Here is a 14,845-nt window from a genome sequence, read left to right as displayed (position 1 = left end):
GAAGTTGCTAAGATTGTGCATACAGACAAATAAATAAAACCTAACCCTAATGCCCTATCAATAGGGGAAGTTTAGAGTTCAAAATTTTCTTGTAGTGCAGTTGTCAAGTCACAGTTGCGAGAAATGTTTACTGATAACCTTCAACATGATAACCAGCAGCAACAATTGCCTGCTTGATTGACTCCGCAGAAGCGCCCGAGTCTACAGAAACTGTTTTAGAATCCACATCTACATTAACTGTAGCTTTAGGCTCCATAACCTTTATGGCTTCGCTAATCTTTGTAGCGCAATCCTCACACTTAAGATTGGAGACTTTTAAATTGAGCGCCATTAACTACCTCACTCTCTAGATTTCACATGGTTGTTCTTTTTGAATTTTACCTATTCTTAAAGAAAAAGAGCATAACCCAGAGGAACAGTTATCAGTGAACAGTGAGCAGTTATCAGTGAACAGTTATCAGTGAACAGCGAGTAGCAAGTATTTAAAATGTAGTGGCAGCGTCTCGCTCCCTATCTCCCCCCTCTTCCCCCTCTTCCCCTTCTCCCCCTCTCCAATTTCCACTCCCTATACATTAATTTTTTGGTATTTTATAGTTTTAATTCGAGTTAACTTTTAACCTTCATCAAGGCTTAGTCTCATGTCTGTACCCCAACATCTCAGCGGTAACGAAATCCGGCAGAAATTTCTCGACTTTTACGCTCAACGGGAACACCAACAACTTCCCAGCGCTTCTCTGGTACCGGAAGATCCTACGGTATTGCTGACGATTGCGGGGATGCTTCCTTTCAAACCGATTTTTCTGGGGCAGCGTAATCCGGAATTTAAACGTGCTACTACTTCTCAAAAGTGTGTTCGGACTAACGATATTGAAAACGTCGGAGTTACCAAGCGGCATCATACGTTTTTTGAGATGTTGGGTAATTTCAGCTTTGGGGATTATTTTAAAGAACAAGCTATAAATTGGGGTTGGGAAATTTCCACAAAAGTCTTTAATTTACCCCCCGAAAGACTCGCGGTGAGCGTCTACCACGAAGATGACCAAGCTTACAATATCTGGAGAGATAAAATCGGCGTACCGGAAGCCAGAATTTTACGTTTGGATGAAGATAATTTTTGGGCTTCTGGTGCAACGGGACCTTGTGGGCCATGTTCGGAGATTTTCTACGATTTTCACCCAGAGCTTGGTAATGAAAATATTGATTTAGATGACGATTCGAGGTTTATCGAGTTTTATAACTTGGTATTCATGCAGTATAACCGCGATGCGGATGGTAATTTAACTCCCCTTGCCAATCAAAATATTGATACCGGGATGGGTTTGGAAAGAATGGCTCAAATCCTCCAACAGGTTCCCAATAATTATGAAACTGATTTAATTTTTCCCATTATTGAAAAAGCTGGTGAAATCGCGGGAATTGACTACAGTAAAAGCGACGAAAAAACCAAAACTTCTTTAAAAGTAATTGGCGACCACGTTCGTGCTGTAATGCATATGATTGCAGATGAAATCCGCGCTTCTAACGTTGGTAGAGGTTACGTGTTGCGTCGGTTGATTCGTCGGGTGGTGCGTCACGGTAGATTAATTGGGATTGAAGGGGAATTTACTACTAAAGTTGTGGAAACGGCAATTTCTCTTTCTGAAGGTGCATATCCCAGAGTCAGGGAGCGAGAAAACGCCATCAAAGCAGAATTGCAGCGAGAAGAATCTCAATTTCTCAAAACTTTGGAAAGAGGTGAGAAATTACTTGAGGAAGTTATCGCTAAATTAAAGCAGGAAAATAAAACCGTTATTAGCGGTGATGATGCTTTTACTTTATACGATACTCATGGCTTTCCCTTAGAATTAACTCAAGAAATTGCTTCCGAAGCAGGTTTTACAGTTGATGTTGACGGTTTCAATAAGAGAATGCAAGGGCAAATAGAAGGTTCTAAAGGAGCGCATCAAACCATCGATTTAACCGTTCAAGGCGAACTTGATAAATTAGCAGAATCAATCGAAGTTACCGAATTTGTTGGATATACCGAATCTACAGCAACATCAAAAGTCGAAGCCATATTAGTAGAAGGAATTTCCACAGAAGCAGCAGAATCCGGAACCGAAGTACAAATTGTTCTTAACACAACCCCGTTTTACGCAGAATCCGGCGGACAAATCGGCGATAGAGGCTATATCAGCGGTGAGACCACTCGTGTGCGGAGGTTCCCGACCTTGAGCGAAGTGGCGTTAGCGGAGCGTCTCCCGCCAGGGAGATACCCGAAGGGTGACGGAATCCTCATCAGAATTGAAGACGTGAAAAAAGAATCCGACTTTTTTGTTCACTTCGGACGCATCGAACGCGGTACAATCCGAGTCGGAGATTCTGTAACTGCTCAAATCGACCGTGCTTGTCGTCGTCGCGCTCAAGCGAATCATACCGCAACTCACCTGTTACAAGCAGCTTTGAAAAAAATCGTCGATGAAGGAATTTCTCAAGCAGGTTCTTTAGTTAACTTCGATAGATTGCGCTTCGACTTTAATTGTCCCCGTGCCATGACACCGGAAGAAGTACAGCAAGTTGAAGACCAAGTTAATAACTGGATAGCAGAAGCTCATGGTGCAAAAATTGAAGTTTTACCTTTAGCAGAAGCAAAAGCTAGAGGAGCGGTAGCAATGTTCGGTGAAAAATACGGTGAGGAAGTGCGAGTAATTGACTTTCAAGGCGTATCAATGGAACTTTGTGGCGGTACTCATGTGAGTAATACTGCGGAGATTGGAGTATTTAAAATAATTTCTGAAGCTGGAATATCTTCAGGAATAAGAAGGATTGAAGCCGTTTCGGGGTCTGCAATATTAGATTATCTCAACGTGCGGGATAATGTAGTCAAAGATTTGAGCGAACGGTTCAAAGTAAAACCCGAAGAAATCCCCGATAGAATTACGACACTGCAAACCGAACTGAAAAACGCACAAAAAGAACTTGAAAAACTGAGCGGACAATTAGCCATAGCAAAATCCGACAGTTTATTAGAAACCGTTGAATCGGTAGGAGAGTATAAATATCTGGTTGCGAAAATGGAAGGAGTAGACGCAGAATCCTTGAAAACAGCAGCCGAAAGATTGCAGCAGAAAATCGGTAATAACGCAGCAGTTGTATTGGGTTCTCCCTTAGATGGTGGAAAAGTCAGTTTAGTAGCAGCATTCGGTGCAGATATTAACAAAAAAGGAGTTCAAGCAGGTAAATTTATTGGTGCTGTAGCAAAAATGTGCGGTGGTGGAGGAGGTGGAAGACCAAATCTAGCTCAAGCTGGTGGAAGAGATGCGAGTAAATTACCCGAAGCATTGGAGAAAGCCAAGGGGGATTTGAAAGTTAGTTTGGGTTAGTTGGTTTTTGTAAACTTGTGAATTGTAGGTTGGGTTAGACGGACAAGTAATTTTGAGCTTAAACGCAATTAATTAAAATCCGTCGTAACCCAACATTATAATTTGTTGATAATGAAAGCATCTTCAATTAACAACAAAATATTTATTATCTCCTCAAGGTATCAATGTTGGGTTACGACACAATAAATTCATTTATTAACTATCAACTAATTTATTTTAGTGTCTAACCCAACCTACGTAAGTCCTCAAACAAATACAATCAACCAACAATGTTTTTCTTTTTAATAAACTCGATTACAACGTAAAAGATATTATTCGCCCAATGTAATATTTTTTATAGCTTTCTGCTTATTTTAGATGAAAAATTAGATAAAATTTAGAGTAAATTTTTTACAGAGAAAAATCCGTAACAGCTAACTTGATATGCTACTTTTTTGAATAAACTATAAACATGAAACAGAAAAAAATAACTAACAGCAAGTATTAACTCTGAAGACGATTTTGACGTAGCACTTTGTCCGAAATTAGATATTGCCAGTCAAGGTAAAACAATTGAAGAAGCAAGAGATAATTTAGTTGAAGCAGTAGAAATATTTTTTGAAACTGCATCTACATCTGAAATTGAAGAACAATTGGATAAGGAAGAATTAGATTCTCAAAAACTTGATTTGATAGAGCGGGAACATCTAGCATATGAACCAATAATTACCAAAATTATAGAGGATGCTTTAACAGAAAAACCTTCAACTCGTATTGGTAAAGGAGAAGTGCGTGACTGACTTAAATCCCTTCTCGATGACTAAAATTTTCATTTTCGCCTCAAAATATCAATGTTGGGTTACGACACGATAAAATCATTTATTAATTATCAACTAATTTATCGTCTTGTCTAACCCAACCTACAAAAAAAAGGGATGCTCATCACAACCCTTTCCCAAAAAAATATCCACCATCTACCCAAAATATTGATATTGGGTTAATAAAAAACTTACTTATTCAAAATAGCAGGCTTTAATTTTTCAACTTCTGCCATTGCTGCTTTCGCATCGTCAGCAGATACTCCGGAGCTAGTCATTGCACTACTTAAATGCTTGCTAATAGCATCAAAATGTGGTTGCTGTAAACCCATTCCTGTATGTGTTTTGTCCATGCTACGACCTTTGTAGTCTTTGGGACCACCCAGGATTAGAGAAAAGAAACCAATTTGATGATCGCGCTGCTTTTTCATATCAGTATTGGCAAAAAAGCCGCTGACGGTGCTGTCTGCCATGATGCGGTTATGAAAGTCATCGACCACTTTTTCAATGGTAGGTTGTCCGCCGATTTTTTCGTATAATGTACTCATTTCCTGTTCCTTTGAAGCGAATATTTACAGTGTTGAAGTACTAAACTAAACCTCTACTTAGTAAAATTAAAATTCCGACCGCACAACTCAAGTTTTAGTAAAATGAATCACTACCTTTAGTTGCTATTGGGATTAGGAGTTTTCAATCGCGAAGTTTAAGATTAGTAGTTTTGACTAGTTGTAATTTTTCGATGACTGCATATTTTGAAGTTTTGCAGCATCGTATTTCTAGATAATTATCAAGGACTTTTCTTTGCAAAATTCTTGAGTTTTTATCTTGACATAATTACCCTATCGCATCAGCACGATGTTGACGACAGTAACGCCGTAGTGTTTATTTTTATCAGCATACTTGTTTTGTAATACATTATTTCTGCAAAACCATTGATGTTAAAGCTAAGCGTGCATTTTGCGAGCTAAACAGTTTTCTACAAAATATAAAATTAATTTAATATTTGGAATTTCAAATCAATAAAATAAAGTCTGTCAGTTACAAGTTCAAACTAATATATTGTTAATATCCCTTGCTCATAACAAAAAAGGACTGCTCATTGCAATCCTTTCCCAAAAACAAAATATAAAATTGAAGCGATTTACTAGACTTTGATTCAAAACAACCTAAAAATAAACGGGTAGCGGAACGGTTCGTCCGCATTACCTAAAATACAGTGCAACAATGCTGCAATCGTCAATCCCCAATGTACTAGAAATCCAAAGCCAACTACGGGGAAAAATAAGATTCCACCAAGCCCAAAAGTAAGGAAAGATAAAATCGCAATTGGAACCCCAACTACAGTAGCCCAAAACCAAACGTTAAAGTGAAAATTTATTGATTCTTTGGCGTTGCTTTTAACAACTGGATCGTCGGAAGTAAAATAAATAGCAATTGGAACGCCGATAGAAAATAATGTTGTACTAAAGAAAATCGCCCCATGACACAAACTTGACAGCAGTTTACGCTTATCAGAATTAAATGTAACTTCTTGCATCTGTTGGGTTCCTTAACTTGTTTTCTTAATTAAATTGTAACTACTATATAGTCAGATTCGTATTGAAGTTTACCGTAAATCAGTATATGAGGTTTACCGAACCGATAAATTCTAATTAAAGCTGTTATAAGATTGATTGCAGGGGTTGTAGCTGCTGCTCCCGGATTGCAAGCTCCGTCGTAATTAATTTCATAATGTTGCATACTGATATTGGCTTAGTCATTGTAGGCATATATATTTATAAAAACTATTCAAAGCTTTTTTCGTTTTAGGAAGGAAGTTTATAGAAGGTTTCGTATTATATTAAACATCAGGTCACTATTTTGAACGCTAATACAGAAAGCACGGCTTTAAATAAACTTACTGAAATTGCAAATAAATTTGAGACACCGGGGAAGGTGATTCAAGTTGAAGAATTTGGTCATGGAAATATTAACGGTACTTTTCTTGTTACTTTAGATTCTGTAGAAGAAAAGCATTTTATACTACAGCGGATTAATCAAAATGTATTTCGCGAACCTGCATTGGTAATGCGAAATATGAGTACTTTTACCAATCACGTGCGTCAACGGCTACAGGATTCTTCCCTAACTTTAAATCGTCGTTGGGAAGTGCCGAAGGTATTGCTAACTCAAAATAATCAAGACCATTTTATCGATACCGACAATTCGTTTTGGCGAGCCATTGGTTTTATCGATAATGCTGAAACTTTCGATACTATTACAGATAATAAACATGCGAGTGAGGTTGGTTACGCTTTAGGCATGTTTCACAATCTGATTAGCGATTTACCTGTAGAGAAATTAGCTGATACCTTACCGGGTTTTCACATTACACCCATTTACTTAGAACAGTATGAAAATGTATTGAGGCAATATGCAGCGTCTTGCCAATCTCCGGAAGTCGAATATTGTTTGCAATTCATCAGTTGTCGTCAAGATTGGGCACATGTGTTAGAAAATGCTCAAATGCAATCGCGCTTGCATTTACGCCCAATCCACGGCGATCCAAAAGTAAATAACGTAATGATTGATACTGGTGATGGTAGAGCTATCAGTATTATCGATTTAGATACCGTAAAGCCGGGATTAGTACACTACGATATTGGCGATTGCTTGCGCTCTGGTTGCAATCCTTTGGGAGAAGAAACCGAACTTTGGGAAAATGTGAGTTTCGATACTGATGTATGTGAATCTCTTTTGGGTGGCTATCTTGGAGTAGCGCAGGATTTTCTTCACGAAAACGACTATTTATATATATACGATGCGATTCGTTTGATTGCTTTTGAATTGGGGCTACGATTTTTTACAGATTACTTGGCTGGCAATGTTTATTTTAAAGTTAAATATCCAGAACATAATCTTGCTAGGGCTTTGGTACAGTTTAAGCTGACTGAAAGTATTGAGATGCAAGAAAGTTCTATTCGGAAAATCATATCAAGTTTCGCAAATTAAGTTCGACTCGATTTTTCTCAATTGCCGTCTTTATAAGCGCAAAATATATTAATCGGAATTATGTTATCGTAATTGCTGTAAAAATGTCACATTTTGACATCTCAACGTCTAATTAGACCAATATATAATTTATACTAGGAACTATGAGAAGTCATACTTTTTCTTTGCAGCCATTCAAGCCTGTAAATATTGATTTGCAAATTACAGGTGAAGTTGCCAGAGAAAATCATATCTTAACCGTTCACTATATACTCAAAGGTGATTTAAATAAAATAGAACTTCCTCCGACAGAAAAAAATCCCAATCGTAAAGATGGGCTTTGGGAAACAACATGTTTCGAGTTTTTTCTGGGAAGGCATTATTCTAGTCATTATTGGGAATTTAATCTTTCTCCAGGTGGAGATTGGAACGTTTATCGATTTGAAGATTATCGAAAAACAATGGAATTAGAAAATTCAGTTCATTCGCTGCCATTTAATGTTTTGCGAGATTCTAATGCTTTGTTTTTAGGATTAGAATTAGACTTACATGAATTAGATACTACCGTGAATGAAAACTTTGATATTTCTATTACCACTGTGATTAAACAGAAAGATGGAGATATCAGCTACTGGGCTGTGGAACATTGTGGTAAAGAAGCAGATTTTCATTTACGAGATAGTTTTTTGTTTTATGTGTAGTTGAGTTATGTAATTAACTTTATTACTATCGAACTTTACTAAACTCAAAATTAACTACCAAACATTTTATCAATGTCATCCCCTATCGAAGCACCATGACGGGAGTTAACCCGTAAAGATGTTTGATTTGCAGATAAATTATAAGTCAAAGGTTGAGTTTGGAATAAATTTTCTTTTCCTTCCTCTATCAAACTTTCGCTCTCAAATTTTTCCATTACAGCTTTAATTGCTGCAATTCTTTCTTCAATAGTGGGATGATTCTCATCAAATTTGACTCCCGAAGTTCGATTAAGTACAGACATTGCCCGCAAGCATCCTTGTTTATCAAATCCTGCCCTGACAGAAGCTAGATAAGCAACTTCATCGGCTTCAAATTCATCTTTTATTTTTTGCTTTTTAATATTTTCTTCTAATTCAGCCGTTTTCTTGTCTACAATTACATTTATACGTCTTTGATGCTTTCTAAATCTTCTACTATTGCGATTATCTAATACACCATTAACAACACTACCAATAGTTCCCCCAATCACCCTTCTAACAACAAAATCACCTATGATTGCAACTGGGGAAGTTTTTCTCTTTCTGTTTAAAACTTGTGCGATTGCTTCTTCTCTAATTTCTGCAATTATTTCAGCTTTTTCTAATTTACTTATAACCTGATGCCGTTGCTTATGATGCGCCATTTCATGAGCAATCATACAACCTAAAGCCGAAGCATCACCACCTAATTGTTCCAAAGCGCCATTGTAAATAGCTATCAAATTAGCATTTTTCGCAAAGGCTTGGGTATCATATTTAGCAACTCTTACAACTTGCCAAGGACGAGTATCGTATTCATTCGCACGAGCTAATCTATCAACTATACGGTAAAGCGCGTAAAAATCTGGAGGTAGTTGTGTTTTTGCGTTTTGATAAATACTATTAGTTGCAACAGCAGCTTCTGCTTTAGTTGTTAATACATTAGAAGCTAGCAAACAAGCGCAAACTAGAGTAGCTGTAAATTTATTTTTGAGTATAGCCATTTCTAATTCATAGATTTTCAATACTTCATTCTTATGGCTTTATTGTATTGAAAAAATTACATTAACAATGTACGTGCAATTACTTAAAAACAAAAATTTGGCTTTTTTGATTTTGGCATGGTTATGCTGGCTCTACAATTTCATGGAGTAAAATTTTTCGTAAACCAAAAACTCAATTTCCATGCCCAAGCTTCCCCCAAAAGATTACATCCAAACCGTTCCTTTTCCAACCCAAATTAATTTACAACCCATCGGAGTAGTGCGATCGCCTTACAAGGAAAGACACGGAACTCCCAGACAGTCACAACTCCAAGCAGCACCGGCATCATATCAACCCGCGAGAGCGCAAATTGAACTTTTTGATAACATTCCTCAAGAAGCACTCAAAGACATGGAAGGTTTTGAGCGGATTTGGGTAATTGCATGGTTGCACTTAAATAAACATTGGAATCCCACAGTTATTATTCCACGCGGACCGCGCATTCGCAGGGGTACTTTAGCAACTCGCGCCCCCCATCGCCCCAATCCCATCGGACTTAGCGCTCCTAAATTAATCAAAATAGAAGGTTTAATTTTACATGTAGAAGGAATTGATTTACTCGATAACACGCCGGTATTAGATATCAAGCCTTATGTGAATTATTGCGATGCATTTCCCGATGCTAAATGTGGTTATGTTGATGAAGTAGAAAAAGCTTCCGAGCATGAAACTGATGTGTTTGGAAAAACAAACCATTAGATTTTGGATTTGATATTGTGGGTATTAATAATAATTCAGAAACCCGGTTTTTTCAAAAAACCGGGTTTCTCAACATACCAAATTATTAAGATAGTTTCTATTCTCCGTTCCTAATCAATTAGATAAACGCCAAACCTTAATCGATTTATTACCACTACTGCTAACAAGAATCTTCCCATCTTGACTAAAAGCAATAGCATTAACCCCTCCTTGTTTCGCCGAAAGAGTACGTAACTTTTTCCCCGTCTCTATATCCCACAAACTAATCTCATATGCATAACCACCACTAGCAAAAGATTTACCATCGGGGCTAATAGCTACAGCATCAATTCCACCAATTCCTACAGAGAAGTTATGGATTAATTTTCCCGTTTCCAAATTCCATACTTTAATATTATTGCCATCAGTTTCTTTAATTGATTGATGGCTATCATCGTAACCGCCGTTGACTAAAAACTTTCCGTCATTACTAACAGCAAGAGATGAAACAGCCGATGCTTTTTGAAAGTCGAAATCAGGATTTTCTGGTTTCGGTGGTGTTAAGGTTTGCAGCAGTTTTCCGCTAGAAGTCTCGAATAATTGAATCGTACCGTCATTATTACCGCTAAATAAGGTTTTACCATCCGCACTCATTGCCAAAGAAACAGTTTCAGCTTTTAGAGTACGCTGTAATTCTCCATTATCCAGACTCCAAAACTTAATAGTTTTATCGGTACCGGCACTAATTAAAGTTTCTCCATCAGTGCTAATTGCTATTGATGTAATTTGACCTTTATTATGGTTTAAAGTACGCAGCAATTTTCCAGTTTTTAAATCCCAAATCTTAACTGTATTATCATTACTACCGCTAGCTAATATTTGTCCATCGGGAGTAATCGCAATAGATATAACTGCTTCTTTATGCCCTTCTAAAGTTTTAAGTAATTTTCCAGTTTTCAAATCCCATAACTTGACAGTTCTATCATAAGATCCACTAATTAAAGTTTCTCCATTCGGAGTAATTTTTATTGCTTTAACAGAGTCAGAATGTCCTGATAAAGTGAAAATTACTTGATTTAGTTGTTCTTGTTTACTAATAGGTTGTGGAAAAGATTCGGCTGCTGTTGTAGAGGGAGGGATTGTACAAGCAACATTAGAAGTAGTCAAAGCAATTATTGTTAATAATTTTAGGTCTTTAAAGCTTAATTTCATGATTTTAAAGAAAAAATATTTATATAAATATTGACTTTTTGAAATTAGTAGGAATGGCCGCAACTGGCACATTTATGCTGTAGGGTGCTGTGACACTTAATTGGATTTTTAACGTAATAATGAGGGTTTTAGTGTCACGCACCATCCGAGTTGTGTGACGCGCAGCCTTAGTCCTGATTAGATGCGGTTCCATTAATGTATTATATTTAATTTATTTAAAAGCTTATAAGTAATATTTCATAGTTCGTATCAAGCAACAAAATTAACCTCACCCTGTCCAAAAGGTACATCCCTCTCCTTACCAAGGCTACCGTGTACACACAACTCTGCCGGGGACTATAAGTCCCCGTCTAATAGCTAAAGTCGTTTAAAGACGACTGAAAAAGTATGTACAAAATAAGACATCATAGTTAGTCCTATTTATAGGACTTCTGCTATTAGACAGGGACTTGCAGTCCCTGGCGAGCAATGGTTTTAACTACTTCTATGTACACCGTAGCCTTACCAAGGAGAAGGAATGAGGGTGAGGTTTTGAATGTATTGGATTGAACCAAAAGCTTCAATAATCCAAAATTGCTATACTTGTTTCCCATCCCTACCAAGGCGATAATTACTCCATCGAAATTGATTCACAGGTAGAAACGATGGAGTACGATTTTCAACAACTAGCTCAACTTTATAAAAACACCCTTCTCAATGATGTATTACCGTTTTGGGAAAAGCATTCGGTAGATTGGGAAAAAGGTGGTTATTTCACCTGCTTGGATCGAACTGGAAAAGTCTTTGATACCGACAAATTTATTTGGCTACAAAACCGGCAGGTGTGGCTGTTTTCCATGCTATACAACCAGTTAGAGAAGCGAGAAGATTGGTTAAAAATTGCTGCAAATGGTGCGAATTTCCTCGCCGAAAATGGACGAGATGATGGCGGTAACTGGTATTTTTCCCTGACTCGCGAAGGTAAACCATTAATCCAACCTTATAATATATTTTCCGATTGTTTCGCGGCGATGGCGTTTAGTCAATACGCTCTCGCTTCTGGTGAAGAATCTGCCAAAGAAATTGCATTGCAAGCTTATAATAACGTTTTACGTCGTCAAGAAAATCCCAAAGGTAAATATAATAAAGCTTTTCCCGGTACTCGTACAATGAAATCTTTAGCAGTACCGATGATTTTGGCTAACTTATCGTTAGAAATGGCTTGGTTGTTAGAAGACGATACATTAGAACAAGTTTTAGATAAAACGGTAGAGGAAGTAATGGGTGATTTCCTCGATAAACAGCGGAGATTAATGTTTGAAAATGTTGCTCCCGATGCATCTCATATTGATTGTTTTGAAGGAAGGTTAATTAATCCCGGACACGGTATAGAAGCGATGTGGTTTATGATGGATATCGCTCAACGTCGCGGAAATAAAGAATTAATTGATCGAGCGGTTAATGTAACTTTAAATATCCTTGATTATTCATGGGATAAAAAACACGGTGGTTTGTATTACTTCATGGATATTGATGGAAATCCACCGCAACAACTCGAATGGGATCAAAAATTGTGGTGGGTGCATTTGGAATCTTTGGTAGCTTTAGCAATGGGTTATCGTTTGACGGGAAGAAAGGAATGCTGGGAATGGTATAAGAAAATGCATGAATATGCTTGGGCACATTTTTCTGATGCAGAGAATGGGGAATGGTTTGGTTATTTAAATCGTCGTGGTGAGGTGTTGTTGAATTTGAAAGGTGGTAAGTGGAAGGGTTGTTTTCATGTTCCTAGAGCGATGTATATGTGTGGGTTGCAGTTTGAAGAGTTGGGGTAATTGGTAATTGGTAATTGGTAGTTGGAGTAATAAACCGCAGAGAGCGCAGAGGGCGCTGAGGAAGAGGGGGAGAAGGAGAGGGAGTTAGTGTTATTTTGATAGCTTATGAAATTGGCGATCGCCATTATTAAGCTAGAAGGTGGTTTATTCAATAATGAATTAGAAAACTTATGACTCAAATGTTATTAACAAAGCCATATTACAGGATTGCAAGAGGGCTAATATATCAAGAAGATATTAATCCTTATATTTTAGACTCTCGTTATTGCAAAGAACGTTCATCCTTATGTCGTGCCTATAAAATTCTTCAAAAAGATTTAGAAACGCTGTTTGAATATATTGAACCTTGCGACTCGAATAAAGCAACTTATTCTCATCGAACCTTTGAGCTTGTGCTGAGAATATGTACTGAATTTGAAGCAAATTGTAAGGGTATTCTAATTGCAAATGGCTATAAGAAAAGCCCAAAACAACTAAATATTTGTGATTATTATAAAATAAATTATGCTGCTAAACTATCTGATTATGAAGTCTTATTAAGAACATGGCATCCTAATCCCTTAAAATTGCAACCGTTCAATGAGTGGCAAGGTGGTACTTATCAACCTTTAAGTTGGTACCAATCATATAACGAAGCTAAACATAAAATTCCAATTTTAATAAAATATATTTTAAACTGAAATATGTAAAAGCACCGTGATATACCCTAATACTTTTATAGGCAGACATTTGCTGTATTCTATTAATATTTTTTGAATACACTGACGATAAAATTCTAATTTATCCATCTTTAAATCAGTTTGTAGACATTACTACAGAAAATATTTTACTAACATACAATTAAAATAAAAGCAGTAAATTACAATTCTCCCATGATTGTCACACCAAAACGATTTACAATTGACGAATACCACCAACTGATCTCCCTCGGTTTTTTAACGGAGGGAGATAGAATTGAGTTAATTCGGGGGGAACTGATTCAAATGGCTGCAAAAGGAACGTTTCACAGTGTATGTAGCTCGATTCTTTGCCGTCAATTGGATAGACTTTTAGGAGATAAAGCAGTTATTCGCGGACAAGATCCAATTACGCTTTTAGATAATAGCGAACCCGAACCAGATGTAGTTATTGCCAGGGGAAAAGATGAAGATTATCTTGCTCATCATCCCTATGTTGAAGATATTTTATTAGTTATTGAAATTTCCGATACTACTTTAGATTATGACCAAACAACGAAGCTAGAATTATACGTAGAAGCCGGAATTACTAATTATTGGATTGTTAATTTACAAGCTCGTCAACTTGAATGTTACAGTCAGCCTTATCAAGATGCTCAAGGTGAATTTAATTATTTGAATAAGCAAATTCTTCTCGCAAATAATTCAGTAAGTATTCCTGGATTTGAAGATGCTTCGTTGCAATTAAATCGGATCTTTTCTCAAGAGTAAAATTCTTAAATGCTTTGGCACAAAAAGTATTATATAGTTTAGTATGATACATATAATATATGTAATTTCCTTAATGAAACCCGAAATTGCAATAGCAGTAATAGCTGAATAAGTTTCAGTAAGCAGTGCTTTAATCAGTGTATAGGGACAAGTTCGTACAGCTAAAGTAAAAGCTAGATTACAAAAGCAGAATCAAGCTGAAGAAAAAGCGGCGATCGCCACTAAGATAGTAGAGAAATATCGCAATCCTATTTTAAGAACGGCTTTTGACTTTCAAAGTAGATTGTATAACGTTGTTAATCAAAATTTTCTACAAGTTTACTATCATCAATCTCCGCATTATAAAGATTATGCTATCCACAGTACTTTGTATGTAATAGCAGAATATTTAGGATGGGTAGAAATCCTCCGCAGAGAAATACAGTTTCTTGATTTGGGCGATATTGAAATGAATCGTCGCTTAGAAAATTTAATATATAAAATTAGTCAAGCTTTCTTTTCAGACACAATAGAAATGACATTTTGTTTATTTCGTGGAGAGCAAAGAGCAATAGGAGAAATTATGCTTTCTCCTACAACTTCATCAAAGACACAAAATTACGAATGTATTGGTTTTGCAACTTTTGTACAACGTTTAAAAGAGCCTGAATTCTCTCAATGGTTTGAGAAAATCCTACAAGATATTGAAAAAATTGCTAATTCAGAAAATCGTCTTGACACTGAGCGATACCAACAAAGATTAATTAAACTCCAGCACACATTAATTGATTTATACCAATTCTGTATGAGGTTGCGCTAAAT

15 protein-coding genes are annotated in these 14,845 nt (G+C 36.7%); 9 read left to right on the top strand and 6 right to left on the bottom strand.

Features of this window, described 5'->3' with window-relative positions:
• Positions 1-127: 127 nt before the first annotated feature.
• Positions 128-331: a heavy-metal-associated domain-containing protein gene (locus tag RIV7116_RS22840; protein ID WP_015120689.1), complete on the bottom strand. Its 204-nt coding sequence runs from the start codon at positions 329-331 to the stop codon at positions 128-130.
• 307 nt (positions 332-638) lie between these two features.
• Between RIV7116_RS22840 and alaS the strand changes: the two genes are divergently transcribed.
• Together alaS and RIV7116_RS36555 are read left to right on the top strand one after the other, a co-directional pair.
• On the top strand, positions 639-3,362 hold the full coding sequence (gene alaS, locus RIV7116_RS22835; protein ID WP_015120688.1) for an alanine--tRNA ligase: 2,724 nt from the start codon (positions 639-641) through the stop codon (positions 3,360-3,362).
• 632 nt (positions 3,363-3,994) lie between these two features.
• Positions 3,995-4,141 (top strand): hypothetical protein, encoded by a 147-nt coding sequence (locus RIV7116_RS36555; protein WP_198287548.1) that lies wholly within the window; start codon positions 3,995-3,997, stop codon positions 4,139-4,141.
• Positions 4,142-4,350: 209 nt separating this feature from the next.
• Here RIV7116_RS36555 and RIV7116_RS22825 read toward each other — a convergent pair whose 3' ends face one another.
• The 3 genes from RIV7116_RS22825 to RIV7116_RS35980 all read right to left on the bottom strand — a co-directional run bounded on the left by RIV7116_RS22825 (position 4,351) and on the right by RIV7116_RS35980 (position 5,899).
• Complete coding sequence (locus RIV7116_RS22825; RefSeq protein ID WP_015120687.1) at positions 4,351-4,707, bottom strand: group 1 truncated hemoglobin; 357 nt, start codon at positions 4,705-4,707, stop codon at positions 4,351-4,353.
• 608 nt (positions 4,708-5,315) lie between these two features.
• Entirely contained in the window at positions 5,316-5,696 is a 381-nt protein-coding gene (locus RIV7116_RS22820; RefSeq protein WP_015120686.1) for a DUF4870 domain-containing protein, read from the bottom strand.
• Positions 5,697-5,725: 29 nt separating this feature from the next.
• Positions 5,726-5,899 carry a hypothetical protein gene (locus tag RIV7116_RS35980; protein WP_015120685.1) on the bottom strand — a complete coding sequence of 58 codons (174 nt, stop codon included), beginning with the start codon at positions 5,897-5,899 and terminating at the stop codon, positions 5,726-5,728.
• 120 nt (positions 5,900-6,019) lie between these two features.
• Between RIV7116_RS35980 and RIV7116_RS22815 the strand changes: the two genes are divergently transcribed.
• Positions 6,020-7,150 carry a phosphotransferase enzyme family protein gene (locus RIV7116_RS22815; protein WP_015120684.1) on the top strand — a complete coding sequence of 377 codons (1,131 nt, stop codon included), beginning with the start codon at positions 6,020-6,022 and terminating at the stop codon, positions 7,148-7,150.
• A gap of 143 nt (positions 7,151-7,293) precedes the next feature.
• Positions 7,294-7,830 carry a DOMON-like domain-containing protein gene (locus RIV7116_RS22810; RefSeq protein ID WP_015120683.1) on the top strand — a complete coding sequence of 179 codons (537 nt, stop codon included), beginning with the start codon at positions 7,294-7,296 and terminating at the stop codon, positions 7,828-7,830.
• A 50-nt stretch (positions 7,831-7,880) separates the two neighbouring features.
• On the opposite strand, the gene RIV7116_RS22805 is transcribed toward RIV7116_RS22810, so the two are convergent.
• The gene (locus tag RIV7116_RS22805; RefSeq protein ID WP_015120682.1) at positions 7,881-8,852 is read right to left on the bottom strand and encodes a M48 family metalloprotease; all 972 of its coding nucleotides are present in this window, start codon (positions 8,850-8,852) and stop codon (positions 7,881-7,883) included.
• A 181-nt stretch (positions 8,853-9,033) separates the two neighbouring features.
• Here RIV7116_RS22805 and tsaA point away from each other — a divergent pair, with 181 nt between their 5' ends.
• Positions 9,034-9,591 (top strand): tRNA (N6-threonylcarbamoyladenosine(37)-N6)-methyltransferase TrmO, encoded by a 558-nt coding sequence (tsaA, locus tag RIV7116_RS22800; RefSeq protein ID WP_015120681.1) that lies wholly within the window; start codon positions 9,034-9,036, stop codon positions 9,589-9,591.
• Between the two features lie 114 nt (positions 9,592-9,705).
• On the opposite strand, the gene RIV7116_RS22795 is transcribed toward tsaA, so the two are convergent.
• On the bottom strand, positions 9,706-10,782 hold the full coding sequence (locus RIV7116_RS22795; protein WP_015120680.1) for a WD40 repeat domain-containing protein: 1,077 nt from the start codon (positions 10,780-10,782) through the stop codon (positions 9,706-9,708).
• A 644-nt stretch (positions 10,783-11,426) separates the two neighbouring features.
• Here RIV7116_RS22795 and RIV7116_RS22790 point away from each other — a divergent pair.
• From RIV7116_RS22790 to RIV7116_RS22775, 4 genes are all read left to right on the top strand, one after another.
• Entirely contained in the window at positions 11,427-12,596 is a 1,170-nt protein-coding gene (locus tag RIV7116_RS22790; RefSeq protein WP_015120678.1) for an AGE family epimerase/isomerase, read from the top strand.
• A gap of 170 nt (positions 12,597-12,766) precedes the next feature.
• Positions 12,767-13,276 (top strand): hypothetical protein, encoded by a 510-nt coding sequence (locus tag RIV7116_RS22785; protein ID WP_015120677.1) that lies wholly within the window; start codon positions 12,767-12,769, stop codon positions 13,274-13,276.
• Between the two features lie 192 nt (positions 13,277-13,468).
• Positions 13,469-14,044 carry a Uma2 family endonuclease gene (locus RIV7116_RS22780; protein WP_015120676.1) on the top strand — a complete coding sequence of 192 codons (576 nt, stop codon included), beginning with the start codon at positions 13,469-13,471 and terminating at the stop codon, positions 14,042-14,044.
• Between the two features lie 283 nt (positions 14,045-14,327).
• Positions 14,328-14,843 carry a hypothetical protein gene (locus RIV7116_RS22775; RefSeq protein WP_044291131.1) on the top strand — a complete coding sequence of 172 codons (516 nt, stop codon included), beginning with the start codon at positions 14,328-14,330 and terminating at the stop codon, positions 14,841-14,843.
• The last annotated feature ends 2 nt before the right edge of the window (positions 14,844-14,845 follow it).

Origin of the sequence: Rivularia sp. PCC 7116 (genome assembly GCF_000316665.1) — a bacterium.
Taxonomy (GTDB): Bacteria; Cyanobacteriota; Cyanobacteriia; order Cyanobacteriales; family Nostocaceae; genus Rivularia.
This window is presented reverse-complemented; position numbering and strand designations above follow the sequence as displayed.